Raw genomic sequence first — 23,355 nt, forward strand, 5'->3', positions numbered from 1 at the left:
GGTGACCGACACCCCGCCCCCGTCCCCCTTCCGGCTCGCCTATGTGCCGGGAGCGACCCCGGCGAAGTGGGTGCGCGTCTGGAACGAACGCCTGCCCCACGTCCCCCTGGAACTGGTGCCCGTCCCCGCCGCGGAGGCGCTCGCCCTGCTGCGCGGCGGCGGCGCGGACGCCGGGCTGGTCCGGCTCCCGGTCGACGGGGACGACCTGAGCGCCATCCCCCTGTACACCGAGACGACCGTGGTGCTGGCCCCCAAGGACCACCTGGTCACCGCGGTGGACGAGGTGACCTGCGAGGACCTCGCCGACGAACTGGTGCTGCACCCCGAGGACGACGTCCTCGACTGGGAGCAGCCGCCGGGGCGGGCGGCGAAGGAGCGCCCCGCCACCACGGCGGACGCCGTCGAACTGGTCGCGGCGGGCGTGGGCCTGCTGGTGGTCCCCCAGTCGCTGGCCCGGCTGCACCACCGACGGGACCTCACCTACCGCACGGTGACGGACGCCCCCGGCTCCCCGGTGGCCCTGTCGTGGCCCAAGGAGGCGACGACGGACCTGGTGGAGGAGTTCATCGGCATCGTGCGCGGCCGCACGGTCAACAGCTGGCGGGGCCGCGCCGCCACCGCCCCGGAGCCCACCACGACCGCCCGGGGGAGCGGCGCCCGGCGCGGAGGCACCGGACAGAAGCCGTCCGGCGGGCGGCGCGCCGCCTCCGGCAAGGGCGGCGCCACGGGCGGCCGCGGCGGCCGGACCACCGGGGGCGGCAAGCGCGGCCAAGGCGGCCAGGGGAGCCAGGGCGGCAGGGGGCAGGGCGGCCGGGGCGGCGGCAAGCGCGGTGGCCCCCGCCGCTCCTCCTGACCCCGGGACGCCTCCGGAGCGCTCCCGGAGCGGCCCGCCCGAGCCGGTCCCTCCGGGCCGTCCCGCCGGGCCTTCGGCCAGGACCGCCTCTCCGGACCGGCTCCCGGGACCGTCCGTTCCCGGCCCCGGCCCGGCGGCCCGGTGGGATGGCAGGCTGAGCGCGTGACCACCACCACGCCATCCGCCATCGACCGCCCCGGCCCTGACCCCGGCTTCGACGCCGTCCTGTGCGACCTGGACGGGGTGATCCGCTTCTACGACCACTCCGTCGTCGCCCGGCTGGAACGGGAGGCCGGGCTCCCCGAGGGCACCACCCTCGCCGTCGGCTTCGCGCCGGAGAACGACGGACCGCTGCTGCTCGGCCGGATCAGCCGGGACGAGTGGGCCGCGTCGATCGTCCGGGGCCTGCCGCCGACCGTTCCCCGTCCCCGGGCCGAGGCGCTGGCCGACGCGTTCGCCCGGGCCGGTTCCCACGCGGACCCCCGGGCCGTGGCACCGCTGCGACGGCTGCGGGGCAGATGCCCCCTGGTGCTCGTCACCAACGCGACCGTCTGGCTCGACGACGACCTGGCGGAGCTGGGACTCACGGACCTCGCGACGGCCGTGGTCAACAGCAGCCTCCTCGGCGTCGTCAAACCCGATCCGCGGATCTACCGCGTCGCCGCCGAACGGGCGGGCGTCCCCCTGGACCGCTGCCTCTTCGTGGACGACCGGGCCGAGAACGTCGACGCCGCCGTCGCCCTGGGCGCGACGGGCGTGCTCTACCGGGAACCGGCCGACCTGGAACGCGCCCTCGCCCCCATCCTGGACCGCTGACCGCTGACCGCTGACCGCTGACCGCTGACCGCTGACCGCTGACCGCTGACCGGGGAGCGGGGAGCGGCGGCCGACCCCTGTGGGCGGCGGCCGCCCGGATCAGTGGCCGCCGCCCGTGACCCGGAGGTCCCCGGGCACCAGCCACAGCACCAGCACGGTCACCACCGCGACGATCCCCGCCGAGACGTACGCGGTGGTGGTCAGGGCCTCGTCGAAGGCGGTGCGGGCGACGGCCAGCAGCCGGTCGCCCGCCGGGCCGCCGAGCGCCTCGGCCCGCTCGGCCGCGCCCCCGATCGAGTCGCGCGCCGCCGCCGGGAGGGCGTCCGGCATCCGGGCGGCGTACACGGCCGCGTGGATCGACCCCAGCAGCGCCACCCCGAGGCCGACCCCGAGTTCGTAGGAGGTCTCGGAGACCGCCCCCGCCTGCCCGGCCCGTTCGGCGGGCACCGCGGACACCAGGACGGCGGCGGACGTGGTGATGGCCAGCCCGTCACCGAGGCCCAGGGCCACCAGGAACAGGGCGATGTAGGGGTACGAGGTGGGATCGGGGGAGAACGCGAGCAGCAGGAAACCCGCGAGCATGCCGAGCAGCCCGGCGCCCATCACCGGCCGGACGCCCAGCGCGTGCGTCAGCCGGGGCGCGGCCAGCGAGGCGACCAGCGTGGCCAGGGCCACCGGCAGGGTGCGCAGCCCCGCCTCGAAGGGCGAGTAGCCGTGGACGTACTGGAGCCACAGCGACACCAGGAACAGCGCGGCACCGGCGGCCAGCATGGCCATCAGGGTGGCCAGCGCGGCGGCGGTGAAGGGACGCCGCCGGAACAGCCGGACGTCCAGCAGCGGATCGGGGATCCGGAGCTGGCGCGCGGCGAAGGCGGCGAGCGCGAGCAGCCCGAGGGCCAGCACCAGCAGCCCGGTGGCCCCCGCCCCGTTCTTGGCGAGGTTCTTGACGCCCCAGGCCAGCGCCACCACGCCCACCACGGAGAGCACGGCGCCGGTCCAGTCCAGCCGATGGGCCCCGGCCGCCTTGTACTCGGGCAGCAGCCACACCCCCGCGGCGACGGTCAGGACGACGACGGGCACGTTCACCCAGAAGGCCGCCGACCAGCCGTGCGCCTCCACCAGCAGTCCGCCCACCAGCGGGCCGATCGCCGCGCCCGCGCCCGCCACGGCGGCCCAGAAGCCGATCGCGAGCGCGCGTTCACGGGGGTCGGTGAAGATGGTGCGGATCAGGGAGAGCGTGGAGGGCATCACCATCGCCCCGCCGACCCCGAGGAGCACCCGGCCCGCGATCAGCCGCGTCGGGTCGTTCGCGGTGGCCGCGAGCACGGAGGCCACGCCGAACAGGACGAACCCCATCAGGAACAGCCGCCGCCGTCCGAACCGGTCGCCGATCGCGGCCGTCGTGATCAGCAGACCGCCCAGCACCAGCCCGTAGACATCGATGATCCACAACTGCTGGAGGGCCGAGGGCCGCATGTCGTCGATGAGGGAGGGCAGCGCGACGTTGAGGATGGTCGCGTCCATCGCCACCAGCAGCAGGCTGGAACACAGCACCGCCAGCATCGCCCAGCGCCCGGCCCCCGGATGCCGGGGCGCGGCGGGCCGCACGGGGTCCACGGGTCGGACCACGGGAGGTGCCTCCTTCACGGGCCCGGGCGCCGGGCCGGGCGAATGGACGTCCACGCGCACCGAACGTCCTTGTTCCTCCTGATATAAGACGCGGACGGCTTCCCTGCAAGACGGGACGCCCCGCCCTCCGGCCCCGCCGCCCGGTCCCGGAGGCGCGCCCTCCGGGCACCCGCTCCCTCGGGCCCCGCCCACCGGCCCCTCGGTGCTCCCTGCAACGGTCCGTTAGGGATCTCCGGCCCCGGGTAACACCCCTCAGGCCCGATTGGCCGGAACCGGTCGCCCGAGGAAGGGCCGGGCCAGGCAGACCAGGCGACAGGGGGCGGACGTGACGGCGGACACGCGGGACGGACGGGCCGGTGGACCCGGCGGGCGAGGGCCGGACGGAACGGACGGACGGCCCGCGCCCCCGCCCGGCGGCCCGGGCCCCGCCACCCGGGCGGAGGAAGCGGAACGACTGGGACGCCGGGGGGCGCCCGCCCGGGCGGCACGCGCGTTCGACGCCCTGCTCACCGACGCCCTGCGGACCGGGCACCCCCTGGACGGACCCGTGGTCAGGACCCGGCTGCGCCTGGTCCACTGGCTGGTCGCGGACCAGCAGCACGACCGGGCCCGGCAGCTGCTGGAGGACCTCCTCGCCCACCAGACCGGAGCCCCGGAAACGGCCCCCGGCGCCGTGCTGGACACCCGTGGCCGGATCGCCGACCTCCTGGTCCACTCCGGCGACGTGACCCGCGCGGTGGCCGAACTGCGACGGGCGCTCGCCGACGGCCTGACCGCCGACGGACCCGACCACCCCCGCACCCTCGCCACCCGGCGCAGACTCGTCCAGGCCCTCCACGGCACCGGAGCCCTGCCCGAGGCGCTGACGCAGTTACGGGAGCTGGCCGCCGCCCACGAACGCGGCGGCGACCCCACCCGGGCCGCCGCCACCCGCGCCCGGGCGGCCCGTCTCGCCGCCGGACCCGCCGGGGCCACCGCCCCGGCCCCGCGAGCGGCCCGCCCGCCCGGGGACCCGGCCGCCGCCCTCGACGCGCTCGCCCCCGGCGACCCCGGGGCCGAGCGGCTGCTGACCCGGTCCGCCGAGGCGGGCGGCACACCGCCGCTGCGCTCCCTGGCCGGTCTGGTCGCCCGGTGGGGCCGGGAACTGCCGCCGCACGCCCCGCCCCTGGTCACCGCGCGGCTCGCGCTGGCGGAGGCCCGGGGACGGACGGGCGACCGGGCCGCCGCGGCCGGGGAACTCGCCGACCTGGCCGGGGCACTGGCCGCGACCGGCACCGCGCCGCCCCGGCTCGCGGCCGTCCGCCGCCGCCTCGCGCACTGGCAGGAGGCCGCCGGGGACCACCGGAGCGCCGCCGCCACGGTGGAGACCGCGCTCCGCGCCCAACTGGAGACCTCCCACCCCGCCCACCCCAAGGTCCTGGCGCTGCGGGCCCGTCTCGCCGCGCTGCGCACCGCGGCCGGTGACCACGCGGGCGCCGCCACCGAGTACCGGGTCCTCGTGCTCGCCGCCACGGCCGCCCACGGCCCCTCCTCCCGGGACGCGCTCGGCTTCCAGGTGCGGCTGGCCTCGGCGCTCGTCGCGGTCGGCGACCCGGGCGGCGCGGTCGCCGTGCTGCGCCAGGTCGTGGCCCGCCGCGCGGCGCTGCGCGGACCGGACAGCGGCGACTGCGCGGCCGCCCGCCGCAACCTGGCCTTCGCCCTGGTCGCCGACGGACGGCGGGCCGAGGCCGTCACCCTGCTCGCCGACACCGCCGACGACTACGAGCACCGGCTGGGCCCCGCCCATCCGCACGCCCTCGCGGCCCGCCAGCAGTTGGCCGTCGTCCGTCACGACGGCGGCGACCGGCGGGGCGCCCTGGCGGACATCACCCTCGTCGTGGAGCGCCGCCGCGCGGCTCTGGGCGCGGACCACGTCCACACCCGGACCGCCGAACGGCTCCGCGCCGGCTGGGCGGCGCTCCCGGCGGACGGCGGACCGGGACGCCCGGCTCGGCGCGCCCGGGGCTGAACCCCCGCCGCCCACGGCGGCGGTGACGGTGTGTGGAGACGCCGTACCGGCCGCGCCGGACGACACAGGTACGGGACGCCCGGGGCCGACGGCCGGGACGGATCGCGAGGGACCGCATGGGGGACGGTTCCGGGATGCCGCCCCCCGACGGCACCCCGGATCGCGGCGGGCGGCCGGGTCGCGCGGGAGCGGGGGACGGCCCCGCGCGACAGCCGGACGCGCCCCGGGCACGCTGGCCGAGACGCGGTGGGGGACCGCTCTCGACCGGGGTGGTGCCCGCGGTGCCCGTCCAGCGCGTTCCGTCCGGCGGCCAGCGTGCGCTGTGGTCGGTGCCGCCGGAGCCCGGCGCGTTCCGTACCGGAACGCGCCTCACGCGGTGGGCGGGGGTCGGGCGCCGCGCGGAGGAGACCCTCGCGGCGGACCGTTCGGATCACCTCCATGGCTCCGGATACTGCTACGCGGCGCCACGAGGTGTCAACGATGGATTTCGGATAATCAACTATCGTTGAGGGGCTGGGGGGTGAAGGGTACGGTGTCGTCTGAACGCGCCCGCATCCGTCCGTCCGACCGCTGGGAGAACTCGGTGGAACCCGTCCCGTCGCTCCCCGAGACGCTCGACCGCCTGGAGTCGCTCATCGGTGAACGGGGCCTGAGCAGAGCGGACCTGCTGGACGCCACGGACCTCGCCGCCAGGACGGCACTGCCCGAGGACACCGTCCACGCCCTCCTCAAGGGCGGCACCCCGCCCGAGGACACCGTCAACGACCGGGTCCGCGCCCGGATCAGGACGCTGACCGAACTCAACCTCCACCGCACCGGCCGGAAGCTGTCGGAACTCGTCGCGGAGATCTCCCGGCGCCTCGGCGTCTCCGAGTACTGGGCACGCCAGGTGTGCGACGGCAAGAAGGTCCCCAGCGTCGAGTTCCTGCACGGACTGGTCGAGTTCTTCGGCGTCGAGGGCGGCGAGGCGTTCTTCACCGCACAGGCGGACGAGGCCCTCAACCGGGTGCTGCGCCCCGTCCTGCGTACCCTGGAGGACCCCTCGGCGGACCCGGTGCAGGCCCTGATGGACCGTTACGGCGTCAAGTCCACGGACTTGCGGATGTGCGGCTTCATGACCCGCGAACAGCTGGAACGGCTCCTGGAGGGGGTCCTGAGGTCGGTGTTGCCCGAGGAACCCGAGGGCCGGGAGGCGAGGCGTTGAGCGCGAGGGCGATGAAGTCCCTGCTCGTCCAACTGGGCCGGGAGGCCGCGAAGACCATCCGGCGGCCCGCCGAACCGGAGGTCGTGATGCGGGAGTTCTGCCGCGCCATGAGCGTGCGCCGGGAACGCCCCGTCGACCTCGTCTTCCGCGCCTTCCCCCCGGACATCCCGGTCTCCGGCATGCGCCTGGACTGCGGGGACCGCTCCCTGATCGTCGTCGAGGAACGGACCGTCCCCGAGGCCCAGCTCGTCATCCTCGGCCATGAACTGTGGCACGAGGAACAGGGCGACCACGGACACGGCCCCGCCGCGCCCGCCGCCCGCGCCCTGCGCGCCGGGTACGAGGCGCCCCGGAGCGTCCAGCGCGCCGTCGAACAGATCCTCGCCGCGGGGGAGATCCCCCGTGACACCCTCCTCGCCGCGGCGGCCCGCGCCGCCTCCACCGACGACCACGAGGTCGACGCGGAGACCTTCGGCCTGCTGTTCGCCCGCGAGGCCCGGACCTGGATGACGGGCCGCTACGCGGAGGGACCCGTCACCTCCACCACCGTCGAGGGCCGGCTCAACCTCTCCCTCATCAACCGCCCCGGACGCCTCCTCTGATGGATCTCTTCCCCCACCTCGCCTACGGGGTGCCCACCGCGCTGCTCGCCGTCGCGGTCCTCCTCAAACTCCCCGCCCTCCTCCGCGCCTGGCGCGACCCCGACATCCGGGCCACCATCCTGCTGCTGGCCTGGGCCACCGCCGTCCTCGTCATCATCCACCCCGTCAGCATCCACCGGCTCAACGTCCTCACCGGCGTCCCGAACATCGCCTCGCCCGCCGCCTACTCGTTCCTGACGGCCTCCTGCGCCACCACCCTCGCCATGATCACCCGATGGCGGGAGCCCCCCTCCGAGCGCCGCCGCCGCCGGATGCTCCGGATCCGGCTGGTCTACGCCGGGATCGGGGCCGCCCTGTGGGTGACCTTCCTCCTCGCCCACGCCCCCGAGGCGCGCGTCTACGACCTGGACACCTACTACGCGAGCACCCCGTGGATGCGCGAACACATCCTCCTCTACCTCGCCGCCCACACGGCCTCCAGCGTGATCGCCTCCGCCCTGCTGTGGAAGTGGTACCCCGAGGTCGTGAACCGCTGGCTGAAGTCCGGCGTCGTCCTCATGCAACTCGGCTTCGCCTCCGGGCTGATGTACGACCTCGCCAAGCTCACCGCCATCGCCGCCCACTGGACCGGCACCGACTGGGACGTCCTCAGCACCCGGATCGCCCCGCCGTTCGCCCTGCTCCAGGCCATGCTGGGCGCCCTCGGCTTCATCGTCCCCCAGGCCGGGCCCTTCCTGAGCCGCCGGATCCGGGACCGGCGCGACTACCGGCGGCTGTACCCGCTGTGGCGCGCCGTCCGCGCCTCCGCCCCCTCGGCGGCCACCGCCCGCCTCGGCCGCTGGGCGCCACTGGACCTGCGGCTGCTCCAGCGCGAACAGCACATCCACGACGCCCTGCGCCTGCTCGCCCCCCACCTCGACCACACCCTCCACGGGCACGCCTACCGGACGGCCCGGCTGACCCGCGACGAGGAGGAGTCCCGGGGTCTGGCCGGCGCGCTGGCGCTGACCGCCGCGCTCGACCGCTACCGCGCCGGCGCCCCGCTCCACCCCGCCCCCGACGGGCCCGCCCCCGACCTCGGCGACCACCTCCACGCCATCTCCCGGGCCATGCGCCACCCCCGGGCCCTCGACACCCTCCGCAGCGCGGTGCCCCGCGCGGAAAACGTGACCCTCCATGGCTGACGCACCCACCGCCCGACGGCGGCCCACCGCCCTCGTCGTCGGAGCCAGCGCGACCGGCCTCCTCGCCGCCGCCGCGCTCACCGAGTTCGCCGACGTCACCCTCGTCGAACGGGACGGCCTCCCCCCGGGCCCCGCACCCCGCCGGGGCGTCCCCCAGGCCCGTCACGCGCACGTCATGTGGAGCGGTGGGGTCCGGGCCTGCGAGCAACTGCTGCCGGGCCTCGTCGACGACGTCGTCGCCCGGGGCGGACGGCTCGCCCACATCATGGGCGACATGGTCTCCCGCGCCCCGAACGAGGTGTGGTTCCGCCGCTTCACGGCCACCCACCACCGCAACCTGGTCTGCTCGCGCGACCTCCTCGACTCCGTCCTGCGCGAACGGGTCCTCGGCCAGCCGGGAGTGACGCTCCGTCAGAACACCACGGCGGTCGGCCTGACCGGCGACGCCCGACGGGTCACCGGCCTCGGCGTCCACGACGCCGACGGCTACCGCGTGCTGGGCGCCGACCTCGTCGTCGACGCCTCCGGCCGGGGCTCCCACGCCCCGCGCTGGCTCATGGACCTCGGACTCCCCGCCGCCCCCGAACGCCGGGTCAACGCGGGCCTCACCTACGCCACCCGGCTCTACCGCGCCCCCGGCAGCACCGCCGACATCACCTTCCCCATCGTCAACGTCCAGGCCAACCCCGCCAAGCCGCCCGGTCAGGGCGGGGTCATCCTGCCCATCGAGGACGGCCGCTGGATCGTCACCCTCGCCGGGACCCGGGGCGGCGAACCCACCGCCGACCCCGATGCCTTCGTCCCCTTCGCCCTGGGGTTCGACGCCCCCGTCATCGGCGAACTCCTCGGCAAGGCGAACCCGTTGACCGGAGTGGAGATCACCCGGGCCACCGCCAACCGCCGCCGCCACTTCGAACGGCTGAACCGCTGGCCCGACGGCTGCGCCGTGCTCGGCGACGCCGTCGCGGCCTTCAACCCCGTCTACGGACACGGGCTGACCGTCGCCGCCCAGAGCGCCGTCGCCGTCCGCGACGTCCTGCGCACCACCCCCCTCACCGCCCCCGGCGCCGCCCGCCGCCTCCAGCGCGCCGTGGCCCGTCCCGTCGCCGCCGCCTGGGACCTCGCCGTCGGCCAGGACGCCTTCTACCCCGACGCCACCGACACCCCGCCCACCGTGCTGGAACGATTCCTCGCCCGTTTCGTCGACCGGGCCGTCGCCACCGGCGCCCGCAGCCCCCGCGCCCTCGGCGCCCTGCTGGACGTGATGAGCCTGGAACGCCCCGCCACCCGGCTGCTGTCGCCGGACATGCTCCTGCCCATGCTGCTAGGCCCCCGCAAACCCCTTCTGCCTGGCCCGCCCCTGGCCGAGGCGGAACGCCGCGCCGCCCTCTCCTGAGACCACCCGCCGGGAACGCCGGGAACGACGGACACACGGGACCCGGGAGCGACGGCGGACCCGGTGCCACCGATGTGACGACCGGCCCGGCGAAACCGCCGTGACGACGGACCGGTCCGGAGGATAGAAGGAAGGCATGCTGAGAATCGGATCGATCGTGCTGGGCGTGACGGACCTCCCGAGGGCGACCGCCTTCTGGACCCGCGCCCTCGGATACGTCCCCCGCGAGGCCCCCACCGACCGCTGGGCGGTCCTGGTCCCCGCCGGAGGCGACACCGGCCCCCCACTCGCCCTGGGCCTGAGCACCACCCCCGTCCAGGAACACCCCAGGGCCCACCTCGACCTCTACGCGGCCGACGCCGACGACCAGAGCGCCCAGATCACCCGGCTGCTCGCCCTCGGCGCCCGACGGGTGGACTGGGACTCCTACCCTCCGGACCCCGACTTCGTGGTCCTCGCCGACCCCGAGGGCAACCGCTTCTGCGTCATCGACACCAGCCACGGCTGACGGGACCCGTCCCCGGGGACGTCCTCACGGTGAGGGAACCACGGGCGGAAGGGCCGGGAAACGGCCGTGGACCTCCCGGACGACGGGCGAGGACAGGGCCAGGGAGAGCGGCACCAGGTCCCACGCCCGCCCCACGGACGCGCACGCGCCCTCCTCCGGCTCCCCGGCCGCCGCGCGCTGCCGGTCCCGCGCCACCAGGAGCATGACCGCGTCCCCGGCCGTTGCCGCCGCCTCCGGGCCGCCGCCCGCCCGCTCCGCCGCCCGCCGGGCCACCTCGCGGACGGCCGGATCGCAGAACGGCGCGAGCGCGAGGACCACGTCGTACAGGGCCGTCCTCCGCGCGGTGAGCAGGGCCGAGGGCGAGGTGCGCCACCGGGACGGCCGCGCGCGGATGGCCCCCGGGGTGGGCACCTCGCGCAGCGCCCGCCACAACGGGGACAGCCGCCTCAACTCCCGTACCGCCCGCCCGGTCTCCGCCACCCGGGGACCGGCGAGCGGCAGCGTGAACCCGACCGCGCCGAGCACCGCGGAGGGGGCGGTGAGCAGCAGGGACACCTCGTCCACCAGGAAGTCCAGATCTTTGCCCGCCCAGCGGGCGACCACCGCCACCATCCGCAGACCGTCGTAGCACGCGATGATCAGATACGCGGGGGCGAGGGTCAGCAGCCCGGCCCGCAGCGAACCGCTGACCTTCGACGACCACCGCCAGCACAGCACGCTCGTGATCAGCGTGGCCACGCCCTGGACGACGAGATAGGTGACGATCATCTCCCGGATGAACGGGGTGTTCGCGTAGTAGGTGTCGAACAGGCTGACCTGCTCCACGGGGGTACGCCCCGCCAGGAACAGGGCCACGACGGCCACGGCGGCGAGCCCGCAGACCCCGACGCACAGCCGTGAGACGCGCCGCGCCCACTCCTCCGACGCCAGCCGCCAGCTCACGATCAGCAGCAGGCTCGCCCCGGAGAACACGATCGTCACCCCGTAGACGACGGGCGCGGCGATGTTGGGCACCCCGGTGAGCCGGTTGAGCCGCACGATCGACTCCGGAGCGGCCAGGATGACCAGACAACCGCCGCTGAGCAGCAGCAGACAGGCCGCGCGCAGCCGGGCGTCATGACGTCGGCGGACCAGCGCGGGAACCTTCACGGCACAGACCAGCAACAGCATGACCCCGCAGAGGTAGTAGCCGAGATTGCTGAGTGCGGTCACCTGGCTGCCTCTTTCTGAGGAGGTCGTGTCGGGAGGCATGGGAGAGGGGTACGGCCGGACCGGCCCGTCAGGGACGGAACGGAACGGGACGTCGGCCGGGCCCCCGTCCCCGGCCCGTGGCCACCCGCGCGCCGGACGGGACATCCGACCGGCTGGGACCGTCGCCGTGGCCGAGGGACGGCATGGCGGTCGCCGCGTGCCTCTCGCGGGGCGACCGGAAGGAACGGGAGGGAAGGGGTCGGGACCCTACGGACGACAGCGCGCGGAACGGCTCAACGGCCTTCGGGCCGAACGGAGAAGGCCACCCCGACCCGGAGCGCGACGGTCGGCCCACGGCCCCCCACAGCGCTCCGCCCGCCCCGGGTGATACGTGTCGCCGCGAGCCCTCGGACCCGGACCGCGCCCCGTTCACGCGGTGCGCGAGCCCGGTCCGCCCCGCCGGGCCGGGGGAGCGGGAACGCTCGGTGCGGTCGGACTGGCAGCGGGCGGCCGACCTGCCACGGCTGTGTCACAGGCATGATCAAGTATCCCATGTCCAGGTGTTCGTGCCCAGGGGTGCGACGGACCGCGCGCACGGACGGGCCGCCCCGCGTCCGCCGGAACGGACACGGGACGGCCCTCGGAATCCGCCGCGACTACCAGCTGTGCGCGACGTCCACGATCACCTGGTCACCGGATTGCAGGACCCGGAACGGCAGCCTGGCCCGCAGACCGAGACCGACCTGCGTCTGCCCCTCGAAGCTCGCCCCGTACTTGGTGTCCCTGAACGTCTGGTACCCCGCGATGCTCACCCCGGGCAGGTTCTGCCCGGGCACACCGGGATAGACCACCTGGCCGGTGGACGGGTTGTAGCTCGGCGCGTTCACATAGATCTGCAGGATGGCGCCGCCGCTCACCGGGATGTGGTCACCGGTGCCGTCCTGGTAGAACGCGTCGACGTATCCGATGTGATAGCCCGTCTTCCCCGTGGCCCCGGTCACGTCGAACACGATGCGGTCGTAGCACGCGTGCTTGCCGGTTCTGATGTTCTTGAGCGGTTCACCCGCCGATGACTCGGGGGACGACTTGGTGCCGCTGCCCCACGGAGTGGAACACACCGCCGCCGCACGGGACTTGTCCGCCCCGCCGGGCGCCGCGCCCGCCGCTCCGGCCGTTCCCGCCAGTGCCGCGCTCGTCAGCACGAGTGCCGCGGCGACCTTGCCTAACCGTCGCATGACCTACCTCCAGGAGAATCGGGTGAGAAGTGCGCGACCGGGACACGACGCCCCTTCCGCGCTCTCCACCCTCGCGTCGAGGGGACTCAGACGATATCCGCACGGATACTCAGTCTTCGGTCGACGGCCTAGGTACGCGTGAGCCGTCGGCACCGCCGTCCGCCCCTCGCGTCAAGGGAGTTGACCCCCTGCGAGGTGGGACCGGGAAGGATGGCGGTCGCGCGGAGCCGGTGCCGCCGATCCGCCGGGAAAGAGGCGTTCGGGGCGGCGGGGGCGGGGTGGATCCTCGTACAATAGAGAATGTTCATTTTTGTTTAAGGGGCGGGGACGAGGGGCTGACGGTGAGGCGACAGACGGAACGGGTGCGGCAGCGCCGGGCGATGGAGACGCGGGGAGGGATCCTCCGCGCCGCCGCCGAGGTCTTCGACGAGTACGGCTTCGCCGGGGCGAGCATCGCGAAGATCTGCGAACGCGGGGGAACGACGCAGGGAGCGATCTACTTCCACTTCGGGTCGAAGGAAGGGCTCGCGAGGGAGGTCATGAACGCCCAACCGGACGTCATCGTCCCGGGTCTGGCGTCCCAGGGGCTCCAACGGCTGGTGGACATCACCCTGGTGTGGTCACGACGGCTCCGCGAGGACCCCCTGCTGCGCGCCGGGGTGCGGCTGACCAACGAACAGGGCAGCTTCGGACTGAACGAACGCGCTCCGTACCGCACATGGTCGCACATCATGACCGAGATCCTCGAAGTATCGCGGGAGCGAGGAGAGCTAAGGGAGGGGCTGGAGCTGGAGAGGGTCGCGGATTTCGTGGTCGCGGCGTGCACGGGACTCCAGATGTACTCCTTCGTGGTCTGCGGCCGCTCCGACCTGACCGAACGGACCGTGGAGATGTGGCGCTTCCTGCTCCCGGGCATCGCCGTGCCCGACGCCGTCGACGGCGTCGAGTGCGATTCCCGCAGGGCGGCCCGTCTGATCGGCTGACACGCCCCCCCCGGCGCCCCGGGCCCGCCTCCGTCCCCTCCCGGGCCCCGTCCCCGTCGCCCCCCCGGGGGGGCACGTGCGTCCCCTCACGGGTCCCGTCCCCACCGCCCCGGCACCTGCGGCGCGCCCACGACTCCACCCGCCTGTCCGCAGTCCACCGCTCTTCCGCTCGGCCGTCCGTTTCTTCAGGGAGGTTCCGTGTCCACTCGGCTCCGGGTCTTACGGCTCGCCGCACTGAACATCGACGGGGTGTTGCTGAACGACACCTTCAGCCCCGTCATCCACCGCTTCGTCGTCAGCCGTGGCGGTGCCTACACGGCCGAGGTGGAGCGCCGCGTCTTCTCGCAGCCGCGCGCCGTCGCCGGGGCCCGGATGGCGGAGGCGGTGACGGAGCCCATGACCGGGGACGAGGCGCTCGCCGCCTACTTCGCGGACCGCGAGGCGTACCTGGCGGAACATCCGGTGCGCCTGGAGGACGGTGCGGTGGAACTCCTCTCTCTCCTCAGGCGGTTGGGGCTCCAGACCGTCTGCTACGGAGGTCTCGGCAAAGAACACTTCGACGAGTACCTCGGCGAGCACGCCGCCTCCTTCGACGGGCCGGGGTACGTGTGCACGGACGGATTCCGCCCCGGCATCCGGGAGATCACCGAGGAGTTCGGCGTCTCCCACGACCAGGCGCTCTTCATCGACGACGTGACGACCGTGGCGGAAGAGGCGCGACGGCTGGACGTCCCCTTCATCGGCTTCCCGAGCGACTTCGAGAAGAGTTTCCAGCGCCGTCTGATGGAGGAGGCGGGCGTCAGACACCTGGTGGGTTCGCTGGGGTCCGTGGACGAGGCCCTGATCCGCACGCTCGACGAGGAGGCCGGACGTCATGCCGTCTGGACGGACTGAGGACCCGACCGGCCCCGGGCCGCTCGGAACGGAGGGCGACGCCCGGCTCCCGGGAACGGGACTCCTCGACGGCCGGGTCGTGATGGTCACCGGCGCGTCCAGCGGCATCGGCGCCGCCGCGGCACGGCTGTTCGCAGCGGAGGGCGCCCGGGTGGTGCTGATGGCCCGCCGGGAGAAGCGGCTACGGGACCTGGTGGACGGGATCACGGCCGGGGGAGGGGAGGCGGTCGCGGCGGTGGGCGACGTCACCCGCCCCGAGGACGTGGGACGGGCGGTCGACCTCGCGGTGGCGGCCTACGGGAGGCTGGACGGGGCGTTCAACAACGCGGGTTGGGCGACGGCGGGCACCCGCCTCCACGAGAGCGACGAAGCGGACTTCCACCGCGTCCTGGAGGTGAACCTGGTCGGCGTATGGAACTGTCTGCGCCGGCAGATTCCCGCGATGCTGGCCACGGGCGCGGGGGGATCGATCGTGAACACCTCCAGTCACGCGGGCGTGGCCGCTACGGGGGCGTCGGCGGCGTACGTCGCGGCCAAGCACGGTGTGATCGGTCTGACCAGGGCGGCCGCCGCCGACTACGGGCAGGACGGAATCCGGGTGAACGCCCTGGTGGTGGGCAGTACGCGGACCGAACTGATGGAGGAGGTGCTCTCGGTGTCGCCCGCCTTGGAGGAGGCGTTCACCTCGCGGTCGGCCCAGCGGCGGATGGCGCACCCCTCCGAGGTGGCGCAGGCGGCGCTGTGGCTGCTCAGCACCCGGTCCTCCTTCGTCACGGGAGGTGCCGTTCCCGTGGACGGCGGGGCGACGGCGATGTGACGCCCCGGGTGGTGTGACGCTCGCGGGCGTCACACCACCACCGGCGTCGGTGCGGTGGCGGTGAGTCCTGCGGTCCCGCCCCCCGCCCGGCCCCGTAGCCCTCCCCGCCCCGCCCGGCCCCCTGGGCATAAGACCGCCGGGCCGGGTGTTGCGACGGGTGTGGAGAGGCGGAAGCAACTCGGTGGATTCCTGCGCGCCCGGCGCGCCCGGTTACGGCCCCAGGACGTGGGCCTGCCCGATTACGGCGGCCTTCGTCGCGTACCGGGACTGCGCCGCGAGGAACTGGCCCAGCTCGCCGGGGTCAGCGTGGGGTACTACACCCGCCTCGAACAGGGGCAGAGCCCCCGTGTCTCCGACGCGGTCCTCGACTCCGTCGCCCGTGTCCTGCGGCTGGACGAGGCCGAGCACCTCCACCTCCGCGAACTGGCCCGCCCCCGCCCCTCCGTGCCCCGCGACGGGAGCGCCGAACGGCTCCGCCCTGGTGTCCGGCTCCTGGTCGGAGCCTTCGGTGACACGCCCGCCCTGGTCATCGGGCGCCACTACGACGTCCTGATGTGGAACCCCGCCGCGCACGCCCTGCTGGCCGGGCACCTCCCGTTCAACGCGCCCGACCGGCCGGAACGGCGCCCCAACATCGCCCGGCTGGTCTTCCTCGACGACCCCACCCGGGAGCTGTACGCGGACTGGCCCGCCAAGGCCGACGACACGGTCGCCCATCTGCGCCGCGCCGCCACCCGGTACCCGGACGACCCGGCCCTGGCCGGGCTCATCGACGAACTCGCCCTCAAGAGCCCGGAGTTCGCACGGCTGTGGGCCTCCCACTCCGTACATCCCTGCGTCCCGCAGAGCACGCGGGAGTTCCACCACCCCGTCGTCGGCGTCATGGACCTGTACGGCGAGATCCTCGAACCGTCCCGCTCGGACGGTCAGCGCGTCGTCGTCTTCACCGCCGAACCCGGATCCGGCTCCGAGGCCGCCCTGCGCCGGCTGGCCCGTCGTGCCGGGTGACGGAGGGCCGCGCGGCCTGCCGGGGCGGACGGCGCGGCTCGGGGGCGTGCCGTTTCCCGCCGCGCCGGGCGGTCACCGCTCCGAGCCGCCCACGACAGGGCGTCCGCGTGCCGGGCTCATGAAGTGCCGTCGCCTCCGTCGCCGACGGTGAGGATCCGTCCGTGCGCGTTGCCCTCCACCGCCCGCGCGTACAGCTTCGCCACCTCCGCCGCGGGGGTCCCCGCCGCCGGGTCCCGGCCCAGCGACTCCAGCGTCTCGCTGACCCATCCCGGACTGACGGCGTTCAGCCGCACCTCCCGGGGCATCTCGACGGCCGCGAAGCGCACGAACGCCTCCAGCCCCGTATTGATCATGTGCCCCAGGGAGCCGCCCGCCACCGGCTCGGCGAACCGGCCGCTGGTCAGCGTCACGGAACCGCCGTCCCGTACCTGGTGCACCGCCCGCCGCACCAGATTCACCTGACCGACCAGCTTCGCGTCGAACCCGCCCCAGTACAGGGCGTCCTCCGGTGCGTCCAGCGGAGTCATCCGGCCGCTCGCCGCGCAGCACACCACCGCGTCGACCTCGCCCACCCGGTCGAACAGCGCCCCGACCGATACGGGGTCCGCCATGTCCACCCGCACCCGCCCGGACCGCGAGACCTCGACGACTTCGTGCCGGTGGCCCAGTTCCCGTGCCACCGCGCCGCCGATGGTTCCCGTGGCGCCGATCACCATGATCTTCACAACCTCATCCGTTCTGCCGGGCTCCGCTGTTCCTGACCACCACTCTGCTGCGAGGTCCGCGTGCTCTCCAGCCCCTGTCAGGGATACCCACCCGCGTCCCCGGCCCCGGTGTCCGGTGCCGTGGCCCGGCCCGGGCGCCCCGGTTCGGTCCCGTGGAACGAGCCGGGCCACGGCGGGCGCGAGTTCCTCACGTGAGTGCGCGCCGGTGGCACCGCGTCGGTCGCGGAGACCGTGACGGGGCCGTGTACTGTCTGTGGGTTCGACCATCCGCCGCCGAGCGGTGTGCACTTCGAGTTCAACGACGACGTCTGCTGGACTGCGGCCCGGAGCGCTGATCGCGGGAACTGTCCAGCTACGGCACGCGGCCGTTCTGGACGATGTCACGGCGGGGGAGCCGTCGACAGCCCTGCGCCGTGGGCGTCGCCTGAGCGGGAGGGCCTGGGCGGAGAGCCTTCGAGGGCGCTGGGCCGGACGACGACGCCGTCCGGCCCAGCGGTGGGATCAGGAGCGAGCGGCGAGTTCGGTGTCGATGAGGAGGTAGAGGTAGTACTTGCCGCTACGCAGGCGGCAGTCCCAGTCCACCACGTCGGGGCGGTTGTTGTACCAGTAGGTTCCGCTGGCGTTGCAGCGGCGGAGCGTGGTGTAGACCTCGCCGGTGGGCTGCCAGATGTAGGCCGTCTGAGCGGACTCCTGGGTCGGCGCTGTGATCGCGGTGGAGGGCTTCTCGGCGGCCTGCGCGATGGGGGCGGTCAGTACTCCGGCCCCTGCGATGGCCGCGGAAACGGCTGCGGTGGTGAGAACCTTGAGCAACGACATGATGCTGTTCTCCCTCGTGTGGTTTCGGTGGTTTCGACGGGGCCTTGCCCAGCGGTTCCACGGAAGCCTTCGCTCCCCTGCCGTGCGGGATGTGGGCGGCCCGAGCGTTCGTGGATCTTGTCGTCGTCGGCCTTGTGCCAGCGGAGCCGGTCGGTCGTCCAGGTCCGTGGAGCGGGTGTCCGCCGGGGCCGACACTTCGATTTCAGCTGGCCAGCCATTGTTCGGGAAGCCTGTTCTGTGCTTCCCCAACAATTCCTTGCAGTGGTCCGACGGCGCTGCTGGGGCAAGGGAACGCCCGGAGCGGACCGTCGGCGCCAACGGAATGAGGTGAGGTGTGATGGCAGGTCATCGGGGGAGTTCACTGGCCCCGGGGAGGGTCCGGTGAACGGTTCGCCCGTGGACTGCGGCGGTTACGCACAGCAGCGGGGTGGACCGGACTCCGGGCCCCTGGCGGCTGGCGCGGGCTACGACGCGAGCACACTTGCCGCAGTTGCAGGAGGGGCGGGGTGCCGGTCCGTGCGTGCCTGCTGACCGGGACGGGGCCGGGCGTCGGCGCGCCACTGTTCCTGCCGGGTCCGGGAGTGCTGCCGGCCGGTGCGCCGCGAGCCGCCCGGGCTGTGACAGCAGTGCCGCGCCGACGTGTTCCGTCGCCTGAAACCCCTGGTGTCCTTCGGCGGTGATCCCACAAGTGACCTTGTTGCCGGACTTTTTGGAGATCCCGTGTGTACACGGACCGCATCTGGACCGTGTCCGTCGCCGTTGTCTGCGTGCCCGCCACCGGACTCACGCTTCCGGCCATGGCCGTTCCGCTGATGGTGTCTCCTCGCCCGAGCGGCCGGTGATCTCAACGCCGGCGGTTACGCGGACGTCGCGGTCGTGGTCAGGGCTGGTCGGCTGGAAGAGGGGCAAGGCCCGCCCGGGCCCAGGGGCGGCCGCGATACTGGCCGCCATGACAAGCACCCCCGACACCCCGCCTGCCCCGTTCTCCCGGATCAAGATCCGGACCGGGGCCCTGGTGTTCTGCGGCGACGACGTCGCCCTCATCCGCCGTGACCGTGCCGAGTCCACCCACTACACCCCGCCCGGCGGCAACGTCGAGCACGGCGAAGACCTCGACGCCGCCCTCGCCCGCGAACTCGCCGAGGAGCTCGGCCTGGACACGGCACAGGCCGAAGGCGGGGACCTGCTGTGGGTCGTCGACCAGCGCGTCACCCGTCCCGGCCCCACCCCGCCGCCGCGCAAGCTCCATCTGATCTACCGCTTCCACATCACCCCCGGCGTCCGCGCCACGCTCGCCGAGCAGGAGCTCGACGAACTCCCGGACGGAAGCCACGAAGTCGGCGTGATCGAGTGGATCGACTACCGCGAGACCGCGGGACTTCCGGTCTTCCCGCCCATCGGCCCCGCCCTCGCCGCGCTCCCCGGCCCCCGCGCCGCCGTCGCCGACGCGGCCCTCGAAGCCGTCACCGACGAGAACTACACCTGGGTCTGACTGGTGGCTCCTGGGCTTCGCCCCGGGGTGATCGGGGTTGGGGGGTTGTCCTGCCTCGTCCTGTCCCGTCCCGCTCGGCGTCGCCCCGACACGGTCGGGCTGGTGGCCGGGTGGGTCGGTGTCAGGACGGGGTGTGGTGGTCGAGGAAGCGGGTGATGTGCTGGGCGATGTCGGGGAGGTGGTCTTCGAGGGCGAAGTGGCCGGTGGGGAGGAGGTGGAGTTCGGCGTGGGGGAGGTCTTTGAGGTAGGCGTGGGCGCCGGGTTCGGGGAAGAAGGGGTCGTTGGTGCCCCAGGTGATGAGGGTGGGCGGCTGGTGTTCGCGGAGCCAGGCCTGCCAGGCGGGATAGGCCGCGATGTTGGTTTTGTAGTCGTAGGCGAGGGCGAGCTGTGCTTGCTTGCGGCCGGGCTGGTCGAGGAAGTGCTGGTCGAGGAGCCAGCTTTCGGGGGGTATCAGCGAGGGGTCGGTGGTGCCGGTCTCGTACTGGGCACGGGTGGATTCGAGGGTGAAGAGGTCGAGGACGGTCTGGTCTGCGCCGGGGTCCTGGGGGGTGAGGGCGGTGAACGCGCGGGCGGCGGGGGAGAGTCCTTCGGTGTAGGCGTTGCCGTTCTGCACGATCAGACCGGCGATCCGTTCGGGGTGACGCCCGGCCAGCCGGAAGCCGATGGGTGCTCCGAAGTCGAAGAGGTACATCGTGAAGCGGGTCAGTCCGAGGTGTTCGGTGAACCCTTCGACGATGTCCGTCAGCCGTTCGAAGGTGTAGGTGAACCCGTCGGGGGCGCGGGTGTGTCCGAAGCCGGGGTAGTCGGGCGCGATGAGGCGGTAGCGGGCGCCGAGCGTGTCGATGAGGCGGCGGAACTGGTGGGAGGCGGAGGGGAAGCCGTGCAGGAGCAGGACGACGGGGGCGTCCGGGTGTTCGGGCAGGGACTCCCGGTAGAAGACCTCGACTCCGTCGATGTCGACGGACCGGTGGGCGGTCCGGGCGGGAACAGCGGGACGGAAGGTGTCCACGGACTCCATGTCACATGCCTCCTTGAGCTGATGATGCGTTAGGTCTACCGCCCGTAAGGCTAATGTGTCAATCGACTGATGTAGCATTAGCCCTATGTCTGATGGCGAACCCTTGACCGGTGAGACCCTGGCTCTGGACCTGATCAACACCCGGCCGGCCGCCCCTGGCGGACGTGCCGACCTGCTCGCCACACCCCGGTCGCTGGCCCGGTGGCTGGCCCTGGAAGCGGACCGCCTTCCCGCGGACATCGCCACGGGAACCCCGGACCCGGAAGACCTGCCACCCGTCCACCGCGTCCGGGAACACGTGGAGACAGTCGTCCGGGCGCTGTTGGAGCGGACGGCGCCTCCCCTGTCCGCTCTGCGCGCTCTTACTGTGGCGCAGCGTGCGGCGGCGTCGGTGTGGGAGCTCGGCTGGGACGGCACCACGGTGACGGCGACCCCCTGCCGTCAGGGCCCGCTCGGGGTGCGGCTGGCCGCCCTGCTGGCCGAGGACGCTGCCATGCTGCTCGCCGGGCCTGGGGCGGGTGGGCTGAAGGAGTGTGAGGCGGACGGCTGCGTCATGGTGTTCCTGCCGTCGCATCCCCGCCGCCGTTGGTGCTCCCCTTCGCGTTGTGGGAACCGTACCCGGGTGGCCCGTCACTACCGCCGCCGTTCTTCCGCCGTGCCCCCGGCCTGACCGTCTGACTGCCTGACTGCCTGGCCTTTCACCACGGCAGGGCGCCGCCGCGTCATGTCCCGTCCTCTCCGGTGGGGTTCGTTGATGTGGTTTGGGGGTCATGGGGTTGGACGTCTGTCTTCTGGACCTGTGTGCCGATGTCCTGCCCCCGGTACGGACCTGGCTTGACGCATCGGCCAGGACGCGTCTGATCGGTCGGTCCTCACCACACCTCCGCCGACGATGCCGCCCGCCACCTTTCCGGCGGATCGCTCGGGGACTGGTTCGACGCGTTCCTCCACTTGTGGCGGGTGGCCCCGGTGCGTGCCCTCTCCGCGATGCACACCCATGAGTGATGGTGGCCCAGCCAGAAGCAAGGAATGGGATTCCCTTTGCCACGCCGGACGCCTTACCGTTCGCCGGGTGAGTCTGATCGAGGTGGGTCCGGGACAGGTTGAGGTTGTGGTGAAGGGCGCGGGGTCGCTGGCGGCGTCCGTGCGGTTGTCCGGCTGGACGCGTGCGGACGAGTACGAGGCCGTCTTCGCGGTGGAGGTTGTCGCTGACGGTCTCCGCGCCTGCTTCGAGCGGGTGACCGTCACCGTCTGGGACGCCATGGGTGATTTCTTCGACGGTCTGGCGCGTGACTTCCGGGGTTGGAAGGGCGAGCGCGTCTGGGAGAACAACCACTTGGTCGTGAAGGCGGTCTTCGGATCGGGTGGGCATGTGTATCTGAGCTGGACGCTCCGGTCGGGGTTCTTCGACGATGACTGGAGGTGCACGGTGACGACGGTGATCGAAGCCGGTGAGGGAATGACGGCTGTGGCCGCGGACCTCCGGGAATTCCTGCGCCAGGGGTAGGACCCCGCACAGCCGTAGGGGCTGCCGTGCGGGCTCTCCGACGGCTTGCCTGTGCGGCGTTCGTCTTCGTTGATGGCACCGGGCACGTCGCAACGGGTGGAGCCGGTGCAGGGACGGGACGTCAGGTTTCGGTGGCGATGGGGCCGGTGCCGGTCTTCTCGGCGTTGCGCCGGGTCTTCGCCCAGCCGGTACGGCCCCGCAGGGTCCGGAAGGCGGCGCGGGTGCTGACGGCGAAGAGGTGGTAGGCGTACAGCCAGAGTGCCAGTCCCCACAGCAGGCCCTTGAGCCGGGAGTGGTCCGGGGCGTAGTCGCGCCGGTAGACCGGGCCCCACAGGAGGAAGGGGATGACGGAGGCGGTGGCGAGGGTGAGGGCGAGGGGCCAGGTGGCGAGTGCGGTGCTGTCGCCGAGGGCGAGGGCGGCGGTCATGAGGGCGGTCAGCAGCAGGGTGACGAGGTGGGCGAGGGGCTGGAAGAACGTGTAGAGGGCTTCGAGTACGCCTGAGGGCCGGTAGTGGCGGGAGGCGATGATGCGGCCCGTGTAGCGGACGCACTGGATGTTGCCCTGGGCCCAGCGGGTGCGCTGGGCGAGGAAGCGGCGGGTGTGGGGGAGTGCTTCCTGGGTCACCCAGGTGTCGTGGACATGGGTGACCCGGTGTCCGGTGAGGCGTGCCTGGAGGCCGAGTTCGTAGTCTTCCAGGAGCGCGTCGTGCTGCCAGGGGCCGCCGCCTTCGGCGGCGGCGATGCGGTCGAGCACGGTGAGCCGGGTGAACTGGCCGTTGCCGCCGAGTCCGGCCGAACCGGTGCGGCGGCGCAGCAGTTGCATGCCGGTGTTGGAGGTGGCGAATTCCATGTCCTGCATGCGGATCAGGAGCCGGGCGTAGGCGTTGGCGGGGCGTCCCCGGTGGGCGAGGGGACGGGGGTCGTCGGTGTTCCGCATCCGGACGCCGATCTGCACGCCGCCGGTGCCGGGGTCGGCGAATCCGTCGGGGCCGCTGACCAGGTCGAGCGCGTCGGGTGAGACCTGGCCGTCGGCGTCGACGACGCAGACGACCACCCGGTGGCGGCCGGTGTGGTGGAGCACGGTGTTGAGCGCCGTGTAGGCGGCGTTGAGTGCGGCCCCTTTGCCGGTACGGGCGTCGGGCCGGCGGCGGGTGACCAGGTGGACGTTCGGGTCCTGGCCGGCGAGGTGGCGCACGATCGGGGCGGTGAGGTCGTCGCTGGCGTCGTCGACGACCCAGACGTGGGCCGTGGGGAAGTCGGAACGCAGCCGGGTGACGGTGGTGGCGATGACGGCTTCCTCGTCGCGGCACGGCACGAAGAAGTGCCAGTCGTGGGCGGCGGGGTCGCCCTTCGGCGTGGGGGTGCGCCGCGCGTAGGCGGTACGGGATCCGGCCCAGTAGACGAAGAAACAGGCGATGAGGAGGAAAGGGAAGACGTACAGGAGTTGGCTAGTGTTCACGGGGTGCTCC

At 73.4% G+C, this 23,355-nt stretch carries 22 protein-coding genes; 15 read left to right on the top strand and 7 right to left on the bottom strand.

The window, feature by feature from the left end:
* Position 1: 1 nt before the first annotated feature.
* Together ACVWNX_RS32130 and ACVWNX_RS32135 are read left to right on the top strand one after the other, a co-directional pair.
* Positions 2-853 (top strand): LysR family substrate-binding domain-containing protein, encoded by an 852-nt coding sequence (locus ACVWNX_RS32130; RefSeq protein WP_454411710.1) that lies wholly within the window; start codon positions 2-4, stop codon positions 851-853.
* Positions 854-1,015: 162 nt separating this feature from the next.
* On the top strand, positions 1,016-1,669 hold the full coding sequence (locus ACVWNX_RS32135) for an HAD-IA family hydrolase (RefSeq protein ID WP_454411711.1): 654 nt from the start codon (positions 1,016-1,018) through the stop codon (positions 1,667-1,669).
* Between the two features lie 99 nt (positions 1,670-1,768).
* On the opposite strand, the gene ACVWNX_RS32140 is transcribed toward ACVWNX_RS32135, so the two are convergent.
* On the bottom strand, positions 1,769-3,298 hold the full coding sequence (locus ACVWNX_RS32140; RefSeq protein ID WP_454411712.1) for an MFS transporter: 1,530 nt from the start codon (positions 3,296-3,298) through the stop codon (positions 1,769-1,771).
* A 325-nt stretch (positions 3,299-3,623) separates the two neighbouring features.
* Here ACVWNX_RS32140 and ACVWNX_RS32145 point away from each other — a divergent pair, with 325 nt between their 5' ends.
* From ACVWNX_RS32145 to ACVWNX_RS32170, 6 genes are all read left to right on the top strand, one after another.
* A complete protein-coding gene (locus ACVWNX_RS32145) occupies positions 3,624-5,306 on the top strand; it encodes a tetratricopeptide repeat protein (protein WP_454411713.1) in 1,683 nt (560 codons plus the stop codon).
* 532 nt (positions 5,307-5,838) lie between these two features.
* Positions 5,839-6,510: a hypothetical protein gene (locus ACVWNX_RS32150; RefSeq protein ID WP_454411714.1), complete on the top strand. Its 672-nt coding sequence runs from the start codon at positions 5,839-5,841 to the stop codon at positions 6,508-6,510.
* A complete protein-coding gene (locus ACVWNX_RS32155) occupies positions 6,507-7,112 on the top strand; it encodes a toxin (protein ID WP_454411715.1) in 606 nt (201 codons plus the stop codon). Before ACVWNX_RS32150 ends, ACVWNX_RS32155 begins: the two co-directional genes overlap by 4 nt.
* Positions 7,112-8,296 (top strand): MAB_1171c family putative transporter, encoded by a 1,185-nt coding sequence (locus ACVWNX_RS32160; RefSeq protein ID WP_454411716.1) that lies wholly within the window; start codon positions 7,112-7,114, stop codon positions 8,294-8,296. Before ACVWNX_RS32155 ends, ACVWNX_RS32160 begins: the two co-directional genes overlap by 1 nt.
* Positions 8,289-9,692 carry an NAD(P)/FAD-dependent oxidoreductase gene (locus ACVWNX_RS32165; RefSeq protein WP_454411717.1) on the top strand — a complete coding sequence of 468 codons (1,404 nt, stop codon included), beginning with the start codon at positions 8,289-8,291 and terminating at the stop codon, positions 9,690-9,692. Before ACVWNX_RS32160 ends, ACVWNX_RS32165 begins: the two co-directional genes overlap by 8 nt.
* A 136-nt stretch (positions 9,693-9,828) precedes the next feature.
* On the top strand, positions 9,829-10,200 hold the full coding sequence (locus tag ACVWNX_RS32170; protein WP_454411718.1) for a VOC family protein: 372 nt from the start codon (positions 9,829-9,831) through the stop codon (positions 10,198-10,200).
* 24 nt (positions 10,201-10,224) lie between these two features.
* On the opposite strand, the gene ACVWNX_RS32175 is transcribed toward ACVWNX_RS32170, so the two are convergent.
* Both ACVWNX_RS32175 and ACVWNX_RS32180 read right to left on the bottom strand, forming a co-directional pair.
* Complete coding sequence (locus ACVWNX_RS32175) at positions 10,225-11,451, bottom strand: MAB_1171c family putative transporter (RefSeq protein WP_454411719.1); 1,227 nt, start codon at positions 11,449-11,451, stop codon at positions 10,225-10,227.
* A 596-nt stretch (positions 11,452-12,047) separates the two neighbouring features.
* Positions 12,048-12,626, bottom strand: a complete 579-nt coding sequence (locus ACVWNX_RS32180) for an AMIN-like domain-containing (lipo)protein (RefSeq protein ID WP_454411720.1) — start codon at positions 12,624-12,626, stop codon at positions 12,048-12,050.
* A 341-nt stretch (positions 12,627-12,967) separates the two neighbouring features.
* On the opposite strand from ACVWNX_RS32180, the gene ACVWNX_RS32185 reads away from it, so the two are divergent.
* The 4 genes from ACVWNX_RS32185 to ACVWNX_RS32200 all read left to right on the top strand — a co-directional run bounded on the left by ACVWNX_RS32185 (position 12,968) and on the right by ACVWNX_RS32200 (position 16,328).
* Complete coding sequence (locus ACVWNX_RS32185) at positions 12,968-13,609, top strand: ScbR family autoregulator-binding transcription factor (protein WP_454411721.1); 642 nt, start codon at positions 12,968-12,970, stop codon at positions 13,607-13,609.
* A 198-nt stretch (positions 13,610-13,807) separates the two neighbouring features.
* Positions 13,808-14,503: an HAD family phosphatase gene (locus ACVWNX_RS32190; RefSeq protein ID WP_454411722.1), complete on the top strand. Its 696-nt coding sequence runs from the start codon at positions 13,808-13,810 to the stop codon at positions 14,501-14,503.
* Positions 14,504-14,585: 82 nt separating this feature from the next.
* The gene (locus ACVWNX_RS32195; RefSeq protein ID WP_454415022.1) at positions 14,586-15,320 is read left to right on the top strand and encodes an SDR family NAD(P)-dependent oxidoreductase; all 735 of its coding nucleotides are present in this window, start codon (positions 14,586-14,588) and stop codon (positions 15,318-15,320) included.
* Positions 15,321-15,479: 159 nt separating this feature from the next.
* Positions 15,480-16,328 carry a helix-turn-helix transcriptional regulator gene (locus ACVWNX_RS32200; protein ID WP_454411723.1) on the top strand — a complete coding sequence of 283 codons (849 nt, stop codon included), beginning with the start codon at positions 15,480-15,482 and terminating at the stop codon, positions 16,326-16,328.
* A gap of 116 nt (positions 16,329-16,444) precedes the next feature.
* Here the strand turns inward: ACVWNX_RS32200 and ACVWNX_RS32205 are convergent, their stop codons facing one another.
* Entirely contained in the window at positions 16,445-17,053 is a 609-nt protein-coding gene (locus tag ACVWNX_RS32205; RefSeq protein ID WP_454411724.1) for a short chain dehydrogenase, read from the bottom strand.
* A 501-nt stretch (positions 17,054-17,554) separates the two neighbouring features.
* Complete coding sequence (locus ACVWNX_RS32210; RefSeq protein ID WP_454411725.1) at positions 17,555-17,869, bottom strand: hypothetical protein; 315 nt, start codon at positions 17,867-17,869, stop codon at positions 17,555-17,557.
* 949 nt (positions 17,870-18,818) lie between these two features.
* On the opposite strand from ACVWNX_RS32210, the gene ACVWNX_RS32215 reads away from it, so the two are divergent.
* The gene (locus tag ACVWNX_RS32215; RefSeq protein WP_454411726.1) at positions 18,819-19,361 is read left to right on the top strand and encodes an NUDIX domain-containing protein; all 543 of its coding nucleotides are present in this window, start codon (positions 18,819-18,821) and stop codon (positions 19,359-19,361) included.
* A gap of 121 nt (positions 19,362-19,482) precedes the next feature.
* On the opposite strand, the gene ACVWNX_RS32220 is transcribed toward ACVWNX_RS32215, so the two are convergent.
* Positions 19,483-20,379, bottom strand: a complete 897-nt coding sequence (locus tag ACVWNX_RS32220; RefSeq protein ID WP_454411727.1) for an alpha/beta fold hydrolase — start codon at positions 20,377-20,379, stop codon at positions 19,483-19,485.
* Positions 20,380-20,464: 85 nt separating this feature from the next.
* Here ACVWNX_RS32220 and ACVWNX_RS32225 point away from each other — a divergent pair, with 85 nt between their 5' ends.
* Positions 20,465-21,049, top strand: coding sequence for a CGNR zinc finger domain-containing protein (locus ACVWNX_RS32225; protein ID WP_454411728.1), 585 nt, complete (start codon positions 20,465-20,467; stop codon positions 21,047-21,049).
* Positions 21,050-21,451: 402 nt separating this feature from the next.
* Positions 21,452-21,886, top strand: coding sequence for a DUF6228 family protein (locus tag ACVWNX_RS32230; protein ID WP_454411729.1), 435 nt, complete (start codon positions 21,452-21,454; stop codon positions 21,884-21,886).
* A 121-nt stretch (positions 21,887-22,007) separates the two neighbouring features.
* Here the strand turns inward: ACVWNX_RS32230 and ACVWNX_RS32235 are convergent, their stop codons facing one another.
* Positions 22,008-23,345, bottom strand: coding sequence for a glycosyltransferase family 2 protein (locus ACVWNX_RS32235; protein WP_454411730.1), 1,338 nt, complete (start codon positions 23,343-23,345; stop codon positions 22,008-22,010).
* Between the last annotated feature and the right edge of the window lie 10 nt (positions 23,346-23,355).

The sequence above is a fragment of the Streptomyces sp. JNUCC 64 genome, assembly GCF_054484115.1.